General features: G+C 52.6%; 14 protein-coding genes. 3 read left to right on the top strand and 11 right to left on the bottom strand.

What is annotated here, in order from left to right:
* The first annotated feature begins 43 nt into the window (after positions 1-43).
* From K325_RS0115615 to K325_RS0115625, 3 genes are all read left to right on the top strand, one after another.
* Positions 44-1,690, top strand: coding sequence for a sensor histidine kinase (locus K325_RS0115615; protein ID WP_029655200.1), 1,647 nt, complete (start codon positions 44-46; stop codon positions 1,688-1,690).
* Positions 1,691-1,739: 49 nt separating this feature from the next.
* A complete protein-coding gene (locus K325_RS0115620) occupies positions 1,740-3,122 on the top strand; it encodes a sigma-54-dependent transcriptional regulator (protein WP_029655201.1) in 1,383 nt (460 codons plus the stop codon).
* Positions 3,123-3,229: 107 nt separating this feature from the next.
* On the top strand, positions 3,230-3,802 hold the full coding sequence (locus tag K325_RS0115625; RefSeq protein WP_029655203.1) for a GspH/FimT family pseudopilin: 573 nt from the start codon (positions 3,230-3,232) through the stop codon (positions 3,800-3,802).
* 52 nt (positions 3,803-3,854) lie between these two features.
* On the opposite strand, the gene K325_RS18465 is transcribed toward K325_RS0115625, so the two are convergent.
* The 11 genes from K325_RS18465 to ileS form a co-directional block, all read right to left on the bottom strand.
* Positions 3,855-4,307: a type IV pilin protein gene (locus tag K325_RS18465; protein ID WP_338047447.1), complete on the bottom strand. Its 453-nt coding sequence runs from the start codon at positions 4,305-4,307 to the stop codon at positions 3,855-3,857.
* 3 nt (positions 4,308-4,310) lie between these two features.
* Positions 4,311-7,205: a PilC/PilY family type IV pilus protein gene (locus K325_RS0115635; protein ID WP_029655205.1), complete on the bottom strand. Its 2,895-nt coding sequence runs from the start codon at positions 7,203-7,205 to the stop codon at positions 4,311-4,313.
* Complete coding sequence (locus tag K325_RS0115640; protein ID WP_156836613.1) at positions 7,202-7,597, bottom strand: hypothetical protein; 396 nt, start codon at positions 7,595-7,597, stop codon at positions 7,202-7,204. The genes K325_RS0115635 and K325_RS0115640 overlap by 4 nt, the downstream gene beginning before the upstream one ends.
* Before the next feature lie 36 nt (positions 7,598-7,633).
* Positions 7,634-8,119: a pilus assembly PilX family protein gene (locus K325_RS0115645; RefSeq protein WP_228128469.1), complete on the bottom strand. Its 486-nt coding sequence runs from the start codon at positions 8,117-8,119 to the stop codon at positions 7,634-7,636.
* Between the two features lie 9 nt (positions 8,120-8,128).
* Entirely contained in the window at positions 8,129-9,226 is a 1,098-nt protein-coding gene (locus K325_RS0115650; protein WP_051146681.1) for a PilW family protein, read from the bottom strand.
* Positions 9,227-9,246: 20 nt separating this feature from the next.
* Positions 9,247-9,777 carry a type IV pilus modification protein PilV gene (gene pilV / locus K325_RS0115655; RefSeq protein ID WP_228128470.1) on the bottom strand — a complete coding sequence of 177 codons (531 nt, stop codon included), beginning with the start codon at positions 9,775-9,777 and terminating at the stop codon, positions 9,247-9,249.
* 11 nt (positions 9,778-9,788) lie between these two features.
* Positions 9,789-10,415, bottom strand: a complete 627-nt coding sequence (locus K325_RS0115660) for a GspH/FimT family pseudopilin (RefSeq protein WP_084694266.1) — start codon at positions 10,413-10,415, stop codon at positions 9,789-9,791.
* Between the two features lie 140 nt (positions 10,416-10,555).
* Positions 10,556-11,509, bottom strand: coding sequence for a 4-hydroxy-3-methylbut-2-enyl diphosphate reductase (gene ispH, locus K325_RS0115665; RefSeq protein WP_029655211.1), 954 nt, complete (start codon positions 11,507-11,509; stop codon positions 10,556-10,558).
* 2 nt (positions 11,510-11,511) lie between these two features.
* Positions 11,512-11,964 (bottom strand): FKBP-type peptidyl-prolyl cis-trans isomerase, encoded by a 453-nt coding sequence (gene fkpB / locus K325_RS0115670; protein WP_029655212.1) that lies wholly within the window; start codon positions 11,962-11,964, stop codon positions 11,512-11,514.
* Between the two features lie 5 nt (positions 11,965-11,969).
* Complete coding sequence (gene lspA, locus K325_RS0115675) at positions 11,970-12,494, bottom strand: signal peptidase II (RefSeq protein WP_029655213.1); 525 nt, start codon at positions 12,492-12,494, stop codon at positions 11,970-11,972.
* A complete protein-coding gene (gene ileS, locus K325_RS0115680) occupies positions 12,494-15,313 on the bottom strand; it encodes an isoleucine--tRNA ligase (protein WP_029655214.1) in 2,820 nt (939 codons plus the stop codon). The genes lspA and ileS overlap by 1 nt, the downstream gene beginning before the upstream one ends.
* Positions 15,314-15,336 lie beyond the last annotated feature (23 nt).

The following is a 15,336-nucleotide window of genomic DNA, read 5'->3' on the forward strand; positions in this document are numbered from 1 at the left end:
AGCAACAGAGATTTCTTCCGCGTACCAACAGACGATTTCAGCCATGGTGCAAGACACGGTCCAGACACACCTTCCCCACTCTGCTTTTGGCCCCCCGGTCAAACAACAGCAGGCCCGTCTATTTCTTATTTACAACTACTATCGGGTGGTGATCAGCCTGATGCTGTTCGGGTTGCTGTTCTTTGCCCCCTTTACCACCGACAGCAAGTTTCGATGGCAGGACTATTACCAGGTAGGGGTGGTCATCTATCTGGGGGTGAACAGCCTCACCACGCTGCTGTTACTGATCGGATTCCAGCCGAGGCAGCGCCATATCACCCTCACCATCCTGTTTGACATTCTGATGATGCACGGGCTTTTGCTGGCAAGCACCGGAATCACCAATGGCCTCGCCAATCTGGTCATTGTCTCTGTAGCGGCAGGGAACATCCTGACACCCAGCCGAATGGGTACGTTCTACGCTGCGTTGGCGGCAATCTGTTCTCTGGGCATTTCTGCCTGGGCGGTACTGGTGCTCAACGAAACCGCCGATGACATTGTGCGAGCAGGCTCACTGGGGATTCTCTACTTTGCTGCAGCTTTTGCTCTTCAGGGGATTTCCCGCCGGATGATACGAAGCGAAGCCTTAGCCAGCAGCCGGGCCCGCAGCATTCAAGAGCTTCAGCAGATCAACAAACAGATCATCCAACGGATGCGCACTGGCATCTTGGTGCTGGACCGTTCCGGCCAGATCCGGCTAGCCAACGCCGCGGCTGAAGAACTTCTGTCTGGAATGCCTGAGAACAGCGTCGCCGGGGAAGCCCACGACCAACGGTTGCCCCAACCGCTCCATCAGGGGTTGAAGGCCTGGCTGAAAAATCCGGCCATGCGCATTGAGCCTTTCCAGGCATCACCGACGTCACCACTGCTACAGGCCAATTTTACTCAACTCGATCAGGAACGGGGCGACCACATTCTCGTTTTTATTGAAGATATGAGCAAAGTGACCCAGCAGGCCCAACAGATGAAACTGGCCTCGCTTGGCCGGCTGACCGCGGGCATCGCGCACGAAATACGAAATCCTCTGGGTGCCATCAGCCATGCCGCTCAGTTGATGGAGGAATCGCCCCATCTCGATGAAAACGATACCCGCATGCTCGACATCATCCGCCGACACTCCAAAAGGGTTAACGGAATCATCGAGAATGTTCTGGATCTTTCCCGCCGACGTACCGCCAACTCCGAGTTGATCGATGTGGTTCAATGGCTCCGTGAATTCCGGCGCGATTTTGTACAGACCGTGGATGGCGATCTGCCACCATCCATTGAGCTGATTCTCGGAGACACGATTCCCGAGGCGCGATTCGACAAAAGCCAGATTGAGCAGGTGATGGTGAATCTGTGCGACAATGGTTTGAGGTACAGCAAACAGCAGAGCGGGCAAAACCGGATACAATTGATCGCGGGTGCCACGGCTGATGGCAAACGTGCTTACGTTGATGTTCGGGATTACGGCCCGGGCATCGGGGCAGAGCATCGGCATTCCGTATTTGAACCCTTCTTTACTACTGATAAAAGCGGAACAGGGCTCGGGCTGTATCTGGCCAGGGAGCTATGCGAAGCGAATCAGGCACACTTGTCGCTGGTTGATGACAACCAGCCTGGTTGTCGATTCCGAATCACCTTCGCCCCACCGGGGCGCATGATCTGAAAAACGGGCCATCGGGCGTTTGAACTCAACAGGGAACCGAAGACAGACAATGACTACACAGACTGCGCTGATCGTCGACGATGAACCGGATATCCGGGACTTGCTGGAAATCACCCTTTCCCGTATGGGGATTACCACCTATACCGCTCCAGACCTTGTCAGCGCCAGAGACCTGCTCCAGCAACACAAACCCCAACTCTGCCTGACTGATATGAACCTGCCGGACGGCAATGGAATTGAACTTGTGCACTGGATTCAGCAGAACGCCCCCTGCACCCCAGTCGCAGTCATTACCGCCTACGGCAGTATGGATACCGCCATCGAATCACTGAAGGCGGGGGCGTTTGACTTCGTGTCCAAACCCGTTGAACTCCCTCGCCTGAGAGAACTGGTTAACAGCGCCCTGAAACTTTCACAACCAAGGGCCGGGGAGTCAGAAGACACGGAAGATTCAGGCCTCCTTCTGGGCAATTCTCCCAAGATCAGAACGCTGCGCAACCAGACCAGAAAACTGGCAAGAAGCCAGGCTCCCGTTTTTATCAATGGGGAGTCCGGAAGCGGCAAAGAGCTCGTGGCCCGGATGATCCACCTGCAAGGCCCGAGAAATGAGGGCCCTTTTATCGCCGTCAACTGCGGTGCGATTCCTTCAGAACTGATGGAAAGCGAGTTTTTCGGCCACAAGAAAGGCAGCTTTACCGGCGCGGTGGAGAACAAACCGGGGCTATTCCGCTCTGCCGATGGCGGCACACTGTTTCTCGATGAAGTGGCTGACCTGCCACTGCCCATGCAGGTCAAACTTCTGAGAGCTATCCAGGAAAAGGCCGTACGCCCGGTGGGCGACACCAAAGAAGTCCCCGTTGATATCCGAATTCTGAGCGCGACTCACAAAAACCTGCCAGAACTGGTGCAGGAAGACCGTTTTCGGCAAGACCTGTTCTACCGGATCAACGTCATTGAGCTGTCGGTGCCTCCTCTTCGGGAGCGCGCAGACGACATTGCCTTGCTCGCTAACCACATTCTTAAACGCATTGCACAAGAATACGAGTGTGACGCAGCGGCCCTGACCACCGCGGCTATTGACCGGCTCAAGGGTTATGAGTTTCCGGGCAACGTTCGGGAGCTTGAGAACATCCTGGAGCGAGCCTTCACTCTTTGCGACGAAGACGTCATTGATGCCGGAGATCTTCATCTTGGCGGGAGCATGGCACCACCAAGCCTGGTGACATCAACAGCATCAAATGCGAACGAAACGGAAAACACCCCGGTTCCGGAGGGTGAAATTGACCTGGAAGGATATTTGGAGAGCATTGAACGCCAGGCCATCGAGAAAGCCCTGGAAGCCACACGCTGGAATAAGACCGCTGCCGCCAAACGGCTTGGCATCAGCTTTCGGGCCTTGCGTTATCGGTTGAAGAAGTTGGGAATGGAATGATCCTCACAACAAGAGTGAGACCTGAGGCCCACACCATCGACGTTCATTCTTCTAAAATTCCACCGACGTAACTTAAATAAATCATTCATGGAGCCACGGAGGGCACCATGCATCTATCCAATACCTCAAAGGGGAAGGGTTTTTCCCTTCTTGAAGTTTTAATATGCATCCTGCTAATTGCCATCGTCGCCAGCTTATCGATACCAAACCTCTCTAGCTGGGTACTCAATTCCAGAAAGCAATCGATATTTAACGAGCTACATGGATTCCTTGCGTTTGGGCGGTGGGCAGCCGTTACAGAGAAAAAGCTTGTTACTATTTGCCCTCTTAACTCGTCAGGAGTTTGTGTTGATGACTGGAACCTCACCATATCTGCGTTTATCGACGCAGACAAAAACCGAAAGCCCGATAACAACGTAATCCTCCGGCAATTAGCACTCGACCTTACTGGCTTTGACCTGAAATCAAGGACTGCTGGGCGAGGCTACTTTCGTTTTAACCCAGAGGGCGCAGCTCATGGCACCATGGGCAGCCTTCTGCTCTGTCCTGACGATCAGAAACAAGAAAGTATGGCCTACATGCCAGTTAATTTGGCCGGGCGATTTCGGGTAGAAGATGATATCGACCACGATGGTGTCATCATAATGGCTTCCGGTGCAAAGCTATCCTGCCCTATGTGACCAAGGTTTTGTGCATACCTTGGCGCTCATCAATCACCACAATATCTAATAATTAATCCCAGGTATTCTCACCAGCATCGAATGAACCGTTTGCATCACGGTCCCAGCGCCTTGCCCCGGTAGAGTCCAACTCTAGAACACCATCTCCTGCCTGGCCTCCTTTTGGTGTCGCCCGAACGGTAAACGAAGAACCATCGGCTGACTGAATTGTGAGGTCATAATATTTTCGCCCTCCATCAATAGGAGCTTCATCCGGATATATCTCGGGAGCTCCCGTATCAGCCCCGCTACTTGCAGCACCAGCATAAGTATTCCGTGTTGCATAATGGCGCTCCAAGGCCGATGCCAATCCCATGAGAGCACCCTGCCCATCGGTACGCCTTGCGCGTTCCGTATACTCGGTGTAGTTAGGATAGGCGATTGCGGCAATAATGCCGACAATCGCTACCACAATCATAAGTTCAATGAGGGTAAAACCCGACTGCCTAGCGTTCAGATCAATCAACGATCAGTCCTCATACCAGAAGGTTTCAACAAGGCCATGTACTGGAGGAATCGGCCGACAATCCGTGCCGACACAGATGATATCGGTATCTTTGAGCCTTATCCTTTGAGGTTTAGCCGGAGGAATAGGGTCTTTCAACTCAACCTCCCTGTCCTCCTGGGTCAGTTCATCCGCTGGACCAACCTCGTCATAATTCCGAACAGCGGATCCATCAAGAACAGACAGATGGTACATACGGGCTGTCCCAGTGGGCGGCACGCATGGATCAGAACTGGCTTTGGGCTCATAAGTTGTTACATAAACCTCATTATTGACGGTGGTTGAACTGGCCATAACCTTTTCTCCATCCCGCTCCAAACGGATGAACCACCCATCCGCCGCAGACAAGGCAGTAGACGCAGCCTGCCGCTCACCTTCCGTGCCTTGCTGAATAAGATTTGCCGTTGCATCATAAAGATCACTCTCCGTGATCGTCTGATATAGTACACGAGACTCCGTAGCATCGGCTGGATCTACCGGAGCCGAACTCACCGCATCAATCTTAAGCATGTAGATACGATCATCGATTGTCTTGTCCAGCGGGTGCGCGTGATAACCGGAGCCAATGATCAATCCCAAGTGACGCTTGCCAGCAATTTTGAGACCGAAAAGATCTGGTGAATGGTAGAAGCGCCGACTTTCTACTGCAGTCGCCCCCCCCAAGTCTGCAATTCGCCCACCTGTAGCAAAATCTGCCAATTTGTTGGTATTAACCAGATCAAAGCGGAAAATTTGCCCGCCAACATCACCTACGTATATCTGGTCAGCAAGACCATCTCCGTTAACATCCAGCACTTTGGGTGAGGCAGGAATACTATACTGCATCTCGGGTAGTTTCAGATTGGCAGTGCTGCTGGAGCCGCCTGCCCACCAAAGTAGGTCACCCGTTTCCGCATCAACGATATATACCGCACGACCGATATCATCGGCCTGACGTACTCCGGCGGTATCCTGATCGGGGTCATAGCCTCCAGCAAAGATCAGAGCTTCATACAGCTTGCCTCCGATGTTAACCTTCGTTTTTACTGGCGTTGACCAAGTTTGCCCAAGCTCACCGAACGCGCCAGAACCACCGCTAATAGACCAGACCAGCTCTGGGTTATTCCGATTCGTTACATCAAGAGCATAGTAACTTCTTCCTCCGCGGCGCATGCCCGAATAGATGTAGAACTTGTCTTTACCACCAGCGCTGATCACACCATCCCGGTTATCATCATGAACCCAGCTAACCACGCTGCCATCCATACCATACACTTTCTCTGTGGCTGCAGTGCCATTCATAATGGTCGCCTGATTGGCCAGCAACTCCTTCGGCATGAACGCAAAGATGCTGGAACCGGTACTCCCATCTATGGCATGAAGGTAGCCCTGATTGTCTCCGTAAAAAATGGTGACATCCTGCGGTGTGCTTGTTGGATCGTAGATTGCCAAATACGGAACTGAATGCAGGGGGTCTGCCATCAGTTTCCGGGCATCCGAAGTATCGTTATCACCATCTTGGTCATTAACATCGAGCCCCCGGGTCCAGTTGATGATCTTCTCCCGCGTTGCTGCATCCATTGAGGCATCGCCCAACAAATCAGCCGTTATCGCCGTATTCGTTGGTACAACCTGATTCGCTGAATCACTTAACGCCCTGCTGCTGTTCAGATTGGAGAACACTTTGCGATTTGAGTTGGTATCCGGCAATTTAGAGGCAGCCCCACCAAGAGATACAACCCGACCGTCAATTACAGGACTCCACCAGCTGCGGGCACTATCACTGAACAAGCCTGTTGTTTTATCTATGGCGGGATTATCGTTGACGTCCACAATGACAACCTCAGGATCACCATTGTTGTCTTTGCGAACATCCAGCTTGTAGCGTTTAAGGTTGCCGTCCCAGATGGCGCCTTTTTTAGGCTGAAACAGAGAGTAATATAAAGTGTCAAGATGGTTCAGGCGATCAAACGTGTTCACAGCTACGCCTGGTGCGGCGAACGTTGACCCCCGAGCCAGGACATCTTCATAGAAACTTGCAAATGCTTTTTTCAGGGATGCCGCATCATCAGCTTGATAATAGGTTCCTTTTCCCAGTCGGGCGGTATTTTCAAGCAAACTCTGCTGCGTCGCAAACCCAACCGTACTGGTGAATACATTCTGAGCGTCATCGAGACTTGCGGAAATATCTTTGGTTGCCAGAAATTCTGCAACCTCATCAAGGCAATTAGAGTCTCCACTCAGCTCATCACCACATTTTTTGCCAATGTAAGCACTGATCTTATCGTCTGTATCGTCAGCAGTCGGTGCCCCGTCGGTAAGAAATACCACGAAATTTTTCTGACACTGGTATTTTACCGGAGATACGTATTGACCGTTGCTGGTCGTCACAGATGAAATAGGGGCACCATCATATAATGGCGATTCACCCCGAAAATAACGAGCAACCTCAGCAAGGGTCTCCGCAAGCGGTGTATTTCCAACTGGCTCTAGTCCATCGACCAGCGCCTTCAAATCAGAACGATTGCTCTCAACTGCCACCGGCGCCGAGAGAATGTGCCCACCACTTTCCGTCCGGCAATAATTATATCTACACACAATATTGAACTTCGCCAAGCCTACATTGACATTCTCCATACTATCAATGAGATCATTGGTAACACTCTGCACAACTTCCATGCGACTATCACTTGTTCCCTGGACGGAGTTGCGCATACTCCCGGAGTTATCAATAACAAACATAATATTAGGCTTAACCACAGAAGAGGCATTGGAAAAAAAGACCTCCGTATCATCTGCAGAAAGAATGCTGGTATGAGTTGCTCCGAAGATACCAAGACAGAGCGACAGAACTAACCGTATATTGATGGAGCCCTTCATTTCTCGCCCTCCATTCCACCTGTATGAATTTCTGGAAGCCAAACGTCCATAACCATGCCGGTCTGATGCTCAACAGTAACAAGCGCAAAACTTCCCTGATAACGAACAGCTTCTTTTACCGAAATCGACTCTTCACCCAGAACAATTTCCATATCACGCTTAGGCAAAAGAAGCTCTGCAGGACACCGCGGGCAACCTTTTGCGCTCACTTGCACAAGCTCGCCATTTTCATTGACCACAAACCCAACAGCACTCACCTCGAAGGCTTCGTAATCAGGATTTGTCAAACTCATTTTCTTGGACTCGGCATGAGAAGCTAACGTAAAAACCATGAAAACACTGGCCAAGACTAGCGCAACCAATCCTTTTGACCATCTACAGGCATTTGCCATTTCACACTCCCCCTGGAGGATTCTCCCTCCATCAATTCAGTAGTACTCAATACCTTTGGCGATACGAGACGACGCACCAGTGTTATCCATATCGGCCTCACCTATGAGTTCATACCGATATCCCTTCAGGTCACTTGAACTCTCGTTGGCATCCATAGAACTGCCACTTGTGAGAATAACCTCACCCAGAAAGCGAGCCTGATAACTTCCCTCTATCCCATTCGCCGCATCCACCTTTACCGCGACAGAGCTGCTGTTCCCATCTACCGCCTGCATCGACTCTCTCAACAGATCCAGGTTATTTGCATAGAGTTGGTTGGTCAGGGCTCCCACCATACTTTCAGCAGCCTGGAAGGTACGATTGGAGTTTTGTGCATTAACCGCCATCCGCTCCTGCATAACAGAAGAGTTCATTCCTGCCACACCGATCAATGTCATTACCAAAAGAACAATGAGGCTGATAATCAATACAGCGCCTCGCTGATATGCCCCAAACTTCATTTCGTTTTGAACAATACGCATATCACCTCCTCAATCCCGGTTTCGCAGCATGACAGTTGAGGTAAACACACGTCGCAAACGTCTGTCTTCAGCGTGCGAAACATCCGTGCTACCCGCACTGGACGCAGGAACAACAGATGCACCGGGAAGATCATAAGTTGAGCTATCGGGATCATCCCGAACGGCACTCGGGTCGCTCACTAGCAGGCCCACCCTCAGGGCAATCACGCTCGTCATGTCTCCAACGTTATCGGCTGTGGTATAGCGAACACCGTTGGTACCAACACGCTCGCCATATTCAATCTGCAAGCTCTCAACACCTTCAACTACTTCCTCCACCTGATAAAGTGGTGAGGGCATTGCAGTGTTGGCAAGGTTCCGATTACCTCGATACAGCGCAAAAATATCATTGCCACTGTCATCGTCACGCCCGGTATCAGCAACAAAATATATAGAGCCAAGGAAACGCATAATGCGCGCAGACTCTTTATAGCTATGACTTAAATTATTACTCGTATTAACGTTACTTGCGTGAGCCCATGTATTGGAACTGGGCTGACTGGAAATTCGAAACAAATCTGCCGCCTCGCAGTCTGAAATCAGTACCAAATCTCCTTTAGAGAAGAGCCCTACATCGGAGCCAGTTACTTGGATATTTGCATTGATTGGCCCCAGATTCTTGGCCAATTCAACTTCAGCAGTTTCACCTCGCTGAATGGACAAAACATCACTACCAGGCCGAACCCTCGTTTCAATACTATCTCCATCCAATTCGCTACCATCCGCCCAAGTCGCCAAGTCATTTACCTCCCAACCGCGCAGAGTAGTCTGAAAAAAATCGGTCGTAGGAGGATTATGGGCAATAATATTAAGGGTAACGTCACTTGGGTCAGCACATCCCTGAAAGCCGACCATTCGAAGATCCTTTGCCATCATATTGATCGCTATGCGTCCGGACTCCTGAATTCGGGCGAGAGAGTTACTCAAACGAGATGTCTGGCTCGAGTCCAGGTATATGGTAAATATACCTAAGATCAACGCACTACTGAGAGCCAGAGCAATCATCAGCTCCACAAGAGATAAGCCTTGTTGGCGCTTAACCAGATGACAGCCAGTGTGCATATTCATATTTCCTCTCAAATGGCGCCTCATAACGTAAACCGAACGACATAACTATTATCACCAGCAACAACTTCTCCAGCGTCACCTTCCCGGCCTGTTTCCTGCCAAATAATAGTTATGGTGTAGATCGAACTGGTTCCATCGAAGAAGATCCTTCCCTGCCCGCCAGGCAACATCGCAACACCAGCCCCGGCCCCCTGAACGTGACGAGTCCACTCCGCGAGATCAGCCGTTACCCGATCAACAGCAGTACAACCGGCAGCATCGGAAACACACGATGGGAGCGCCGTCGAAGCATTAACCGTGGAAAACCCTTGATACCCCGCTGCCTGATTCTTGTTAGCCCTAATACGGTCAACCATGTCATAAGCAAGAATACTTGCCTGGGTTCTCAGATAAGCCCCCTGGTTATTTTTCATGCCTTCTGTGGTCAAGCCAGCTAAACCCAGGAGCCCAATGGCAAGGATAAACATAGTCACAAGGATTTCGATCAGCGTAAAACCTCTTGCACGCTGGGGTGCACGATTCCCTTGAAACGAAGCAATCACAGGTTTCATTCGATGACCTCTCATGGGCAACTCACCGGCGTGGGTGTGGGCGGAGTTTTGCCTGTGTCCAAAGTGTGAGCTTCAACGATGCCATCCGCATCGGTATCTCTTGCCAAACGCACTTGACCGGAAACATTCACTACAACAGCACGGGCCTCACTGGCCCCCCGTTCATCGCACAAGACAAAGGTACCGGAACCATTGTTGGTGGCTGAGGGAAGCGGCTGACCATCTCCGGCAAACTGAATGTAGTTTCCGCCATCGCTCGTAAACCCAAGTATCCTCAGCGTATTCCCCCCCGACAGCGAAGAACTGACTTTAATCAGCTGATCATCACCGGCATCCACAGCCCTGTCAGCATCCTGGTCGGAGAACATAATCCAGCCGGTTTCCCAAGTAGCGTCTCCGCTACAAGAAGTGCTGTCATCTGAGGCACAGAGCGTTACAACACTCCCCCTGAGCTTACTCGCCTCGCTTCTAGCCATCCCCAAAATGCCCGAGACTTCATTTACTTGTGTAGTAAGACGGTTATTCAAAATCGTCTCTCTAAACGTTGGGACAGCATAGGACGCCACAATAGCGATAACTGCGATCGTCACTAGAAGCTCAACCAAACTAAAACCGGAATGATGGCGCATCTTCAACATAAGGCATTCCACTAATTAAACAGCATTAGGGTAGGAGGGCTGAGCAGGCAAGGAAAGGGAGGATCGACAAACGGTTTAAAGGTACCGACAAATGGTCTGGGATTTTAGAAATAGTGAGCAGAAGCACACTCAAGGTGTGCTTACTGTACCTCCACCACATCAATCCTCAATTCTTTCGGCATCGAAAACACAATATTCTCTTCGCGGCCAGACACTTCTTCAGGCTCTTCGCCACCGAGTGCTTTCAGGCGCTTGATCACATCGGCCACCAGCACTTCAGGAGCCGACGCACCGGCGGTTACGCCCACGGCATGCTTACCTTCAAGCCACGCAGGATCAATCTGCCCGGCCTCATCAATCAGATAAGCGGGGGTTCCCATGCGCTCAGCCAACTCTCTCAGGCGGTTTGAATTGGAACTGTTGGGGGAACCGACCACCAACATAATGTCGCAAGTGCCTGCCAGTTGCTTTACTGCGTCCTGACGATTCTGGGTCGCGTAACAGATATCATCTTTTCGCGGCCCCTCAATTTTCGGAAACCTTGCTCGCAGAGCATCGATCACTCGCGCAGTGTCATCCATCGACAGCGTGGTCTGAGTCACAAAGGACAGCCTGTCGGGCTCTTTAACATCGAGCTTTTGCACATCCGACTCATCTTCCACAAGGTAGATGTCACCGCCGTTGCTGTGATCATACTGCCCCATGGTGCCTTCCACTTCCGGATGCCCGTGATGACCAATGAGCACGCACTCACGCCCGTCCCGGCTGTAACGCATCACTTCCATATGCACCTTGGTTACCAGCGGACAAGTCGCATCAAACACCTTCAGCCCGCGTCGGCTGGCTTCATTCTGGACGGCCTGAGAAACGCCATGAGCACTGAAGATCACCAGTTTGTCATCCGGCACCTCATCCAGTTCATCCACAAAAATGGCTCCCCGGTTTCGCAGGTTGTCCACCACAAACTTGTTGTGAACCACCTCATGGCGCACGTAAATAGGAGCCCCGAACACATCCAGCGCTCGGTTTACGATTTCAATGGCGCGGTCTACACCGGCACAGAAGCCACGGGGGTTAGCGAGTCGGATTTGCATAGTCAGTGTGTCGGCCCAGCTGGTTCAACGTCAATAATCTGCACTTCGAATATCAGTGTATGCCCTGCCAGCGGGTGATTAAAGTCGACGTCGACAACGTCACCTTCCACCCGTTTGATAACACCCGGCAGCTCCTGCTGGCGGGCATCGGCAAACGAAACAACCACGCCCGGCTCCAGCACCATGTCGGCACTGAACTCATGACGCTTGAAAGTCTGGATATTGTTAGGGTTGTGCTGTCCGAACGCCTTTTCCGGCGGCACACTGAAGGTCTCGTGATCACCAGCCTTCAGGCCGACCAAAAAAGCCTCAAAGTTCTCCGGCAGGCTCTCATCGCCCATCTCCAGAGTGGCGGGCTCTTTGTCGAACGTGGTGTCCACCGTCTCACCGTCTTCAAACTTGAGGGCAAAGTGCAGTTTTACGCGGGTTCCACTATCAATGGGCAGCTCTTTCATCGGAATCAGTTGCTCCTGTTTGCATCCCCGCTGGTATCAGCGGGTTTGCGAAATGCATCAAGTATCATCATGACAGCACCCATGGTTATAGCCGTGTCGGCCAGATTGAATGCCGGAAAGTGCCAGTCCTGCCAGTAAAAGTGCAGAAAATCCACCACATAACCATGAACCACCCGGTCATACACATTACCAATGGCACCGCCGAGAATGAGCACAATGGCGACCGCTGTCCAGGTTTCGTGAGCTTTGAGTTTTCTCAGCCAGCCCACCAGCACCACACTGACCACAACCGCCAGGGTAACAAAGAACCAGCGCTGCCAACCTGCGGCGTCAGCCAGAAAGCTGAACGCCGCCCCGGTGTTATGCAATAAGGTCAGGTTGAATCCGGGTAGCACGGGCACAGGGTTACCATAAGTCAGCATGGCTGTGGCCATGGCCTTGGTGCCCAGATCGATGGCGATAACCAACGCGGCCAGCCATAACCACGTCAACTTGCTGCCTGTCTTACCCTCAGTCATGACGGAATCCATCAGGCATAGGCTCGGGTTTCACCCGGGCCGTCCACGTTGGTTACACAGCGCCCACAAAGGTCTCCGTGCTGGTCATCCTGCCCCACGTCCTCTCGGTGATGCCAGCATCGCTCACATTTAGCGTGTGTCGCAGGCGTTACTTTTACCAACAGCCCCTCGACGTTGGTCTGCTCAACACCGACGGCTTCTCCGACAGGCTTCACTGCCGCTTCAGAGGTAATCAGCACAAAGCGTAGCTCTTCACCCAGATGGTTCAGGCGCTCTGCCAGTTGACCATCGCAGTACAGGGTCACCTCGGCACTCAGAGACCCTTTGATTTCACCGCGGGCCCGGGCCTCTTCAAGGCATTTGTTGACAGCTTCTTTGACAGCGTAGATTTCGCGCCAATAGTCCCGGCCCAGTTCGAAATCCTCCGGCAAAGCACTCAGGCCTTCGTACCAGGTCTCGTAGAACACCGTGTCACCGCGCTCACCTGGCAGGTGCTGCCAGATTTCATCAGCGGTAAAGCTCAGAATAGGCGCAATCCAGCGCACCAGAGCCTCCGCAACGTGGTAGAGCGCAGTCTGGCAGGAACGTCGCGCCAGACTGTCTGCCTGGGTGGTGTACTGGCGATCCTTGATGATGTCCAGATAGAAACCGCCCAGCGTCGCTTCGCAGAAGTTGTACACCTTCTGATAAATTCTCAGGAAGGCATAATTGCCATAGTCTTCGTTCAGCTCGTTCTGCAGCAGCAGAGCGCGGTCCACCATCCAGCGATCCAGCGCGATCATGTCTTCTGGCGCCACCATGTGCTGCTCGGGATCAAACCCGTTCAGATTGCTGAGCAGGAAGCGCGCGGTGTTACGAATCCGACGGTAACCATCAGCGGTCTGACGAAGGATATCTTTGGAAACACTCATCTCACCGCTGTAATCGGTTGCTGAGACCCACAAGCGCAGGATGTCAGCGCCCAGCTCATTCATCACTTCCTGTGGCGCAATGACGTTCCCCATGGACTTCGACATCTTGTAGCCCTTGGCGTCCACGGTAAAACCGTGGGTCAGCACCTGTTTATAAGGTGCCACACCATTCATGGCGATAGAGGTCTTCAGGGACGACTGAAACCAGCCACGGTGCTGATCGGAGCCCTCCAGATACATATCCGCCGGGAACTGCCCCAGCTCCTTACGCGCCCGCAAGACAGAATCGTGGGTAACACCGGAGTCAAACCACACATCCAGAGTGTCCATGACTTTTTCATACTGTTCCGCGTCGCCACCCAGCAATTCGCTCTGATCAATGTCGTACCAGGCGTCGATACCACCGGTTTCCACGGCCTGGGCCACTTTTTCGATCAGGTCCTGAGTGTTGGGGTGCAGCTCCTGTGTTTCCTTGTGGATAAACAGGGTGATGGGCACGCCCCAGGTGCGCTGACGGGAGATACACCAGTCCGGACTCTGCTCGAACATGGCCTCAATCCGGTTCTGGCCCCAGGCCGGCACCCAGCGCACCCCTTTGATGGCTTCCAGGGCATCGGCGCGCAGATTGAGCTTGTCCATGCTGATGAACCACTGAGGAGTGGCCCGATAAATCAGAGGCGTTTTGGTGCGCCAGCAATGCGGATAACTGTGGCGGAACTTTTCCGAACGCACCAGTTTTCCCTCACGCTCCAGCGCCGTACAGACCGGCTCATCGGCCTTGTATACATGCACACCGGCAAACTCACCGGCCGCTTCTGTGTAGGTACCGTCTGCTTTCACCAGATTGATGGTGCCAATGCCGTAGGCCTTGCCCACGTCAAAGTCTTCCATACCATGGTCTGGCGCTGTGTGTACTGCACCGGTACCGGCGTCCAGGGAGACGTGGTCACCCAGCAGGACAGGCACTTGCTTGTCATACACCGGATGGTGCAGCAACTGGTTCTCGAGAACGGAGCCAGTGACATTTGCCAACACCCTATACGCTTCCACACCCCAGCGGGCCATAATGCCCGGTACCATGTCCGTGGCCAGGATCAGACGCTCAGCACCCTGACCAACATCAACCTGAACCAGCGCGTATTCGATCTCCGCGCCGACGGAGACCGCCTGATTGGCGGGAATGGTCCAAGGGGTCGTCGTCCAGATTACAACCGACACATCGCCCTCACCCTCATCAGTGCCAAAGGCACCGAGTACGGCAGCCTGATCAACCACGGTAAAGCGTACATCAATCTGTGTTGAAGTCTTGTCCTGATACTCTACCTCGGCCTCTGCCAGTGCGGACTGACCAACCACACTCCAGTAGACCGGCTTGAATCCACGCACCAGGTGACCCTTAGCCACGATTTTGCCAAGTGCCCGCACAATGCCCGCTTCCACTTTCGGGTCCATGGTCAGGTAGGGCTTGTCCCACTCGCCCATCACCCCCAGACGGATAAAGTCAGCTTTCTGGCCCTCAATCTGCTTCGCAGCATAATCCCGGCAAGCCTGGCGAAAGGTTTTGTAGTCGACCTTTACACCCGCTTTGCCGATTTCCTGTTCTACCTTGTGCTCAATCGGCAAACCATGGCAATCCCAGCCGGGCACGTAGGGCGCATCAAAGCCCATGAAGCTGCGGGATTTCACAATCATGTCTTTCAGAATCTTGTTGACCGCATGCCCGATGTGAATGCTGCCGTTGGCGTATGGGGGGCCATCATGCAGGATAAACTTGTCCCGGCCTTCACGCTGCTCACGCAGATTGCCGTAGACATCCAGATCCTGCCATCGCTTGAGCATCTCAGGCTCACGCTTGGCCAGGTTACCGCGCATGGGAAACGCAGTTTCCGGCAGATTCAGGGTATGCTTGTAGTCGCTCATGTCTTTGTGCGCACTCTCGGTTG

The sequence above is a fragment of the Marinobacter daepoensis DSM 16072 genome (assembly GCF_000421165.1).
In the GTDB taxonomy this organism is placed as follows: Bacteria; Pseudomonadota; Gammaproteobacteria; order Pseudomonadales; family Oleiphilaceae; genus Marinobacter; species Marinobacter daepoensis.

What these genes read in the sequence shown, in the direction of transcription:
- K325_RS0115615 (WP_029655200.1), top strand. Translation starts at nt 44, where the DNA reads ATGGTGCAAGACACGGTCCAGACACACCTTCCCCACTCTGCTTTTGGC.
- K325_RS0115620 (WP_029655201.1), top strand. Translation starts at nt 1,740, where the DNA reads ATGACTACACAGACTGCGCTGATCGTCGACGATGAACCGGATATCCGG.
- K325_RS0115625 (WP_029655203.1), top strand. Translation starts at nt 3,230, where the DNA reads ATGCATCTATCCAATACCTCAAAGGGGAAGGGTTTTTCCCTTCTTGAA.
- K325_RS0115635 (WP_029655205.1), bottom strand. Translation starts at nt 7,205, where the DNA reads ATGAAGGGCTCCATCAATATACGGTTAGTTCTGTCGCTCTGTCTTGGT.
- K325_RS0115640 (WP_156836613.1), bottom strand. Translation starts at nt 7,597, where the DNA reads ATGGCAAATGCCTGTAGATGGTCAAAAGGATTGGTTGCGCTAGTCTTG.
- K325_RS0115645 (WP_228128469.1), bottom strand. Translation starts at nt 8,119, where the DNA reads ATGCGTATTGTTCAAAACGAAATGAAGTTTGGGGCATATCAGCGAGGC.
- K325_RS0115650 (WP_051146681.1), bottom strand. Translation starts at nt 9,226, where the DNA reads ATGAATATGCACACTGGCTGTCATCTGGTTAAGCGCCAACAAGGCTTA.
- pilV (WP_228128470.1), bottom strand. Translation starts at nt 9,777, where the DNA reads ATGAAACCTGTGATTGCTTCGTTTCAAGGGAATCGTGCACCCCAGCGT.
- K325_RS0115660 (WP_084694266.1), bottom strand. Translation starts at nt 10,415, where the DNA reads ATGTTGAAGATGCGCCATCATTCCGGTTTTAGTTTGGTTGAGCTTCTA.
- ispH (WP_029655211.1), bottom strand. Translation starts at nt 11,509, where the DNA reads ATGCAAATCCGACTCGCTAACCCCCGTGGCTTCTGTGCCGGTGTAGAC.
- fkpB (WP_029655212.1), bottom strand. Translation starts at nt 11,964, where the DNA reads ATGAAAGAGCTGCCCATTGATAGTGGAACCCGCGTAAAACTGCACTTT.
- lspA (WP_029655213.1), bottom strand. Translation starts at nt 12,494, where the DNA reads ATGGATTCCGTCATGACTGAGGGTAAGACAGGCAGCAAGTTGACGTGG.
- ileS (WP_029655214.1), bottom strand. Translation starts at nt 15,313, where the DNA reads ATGAGCGACTACAAGCATACCCTGAATCTGCCGGAAACTGCGTTTCCC.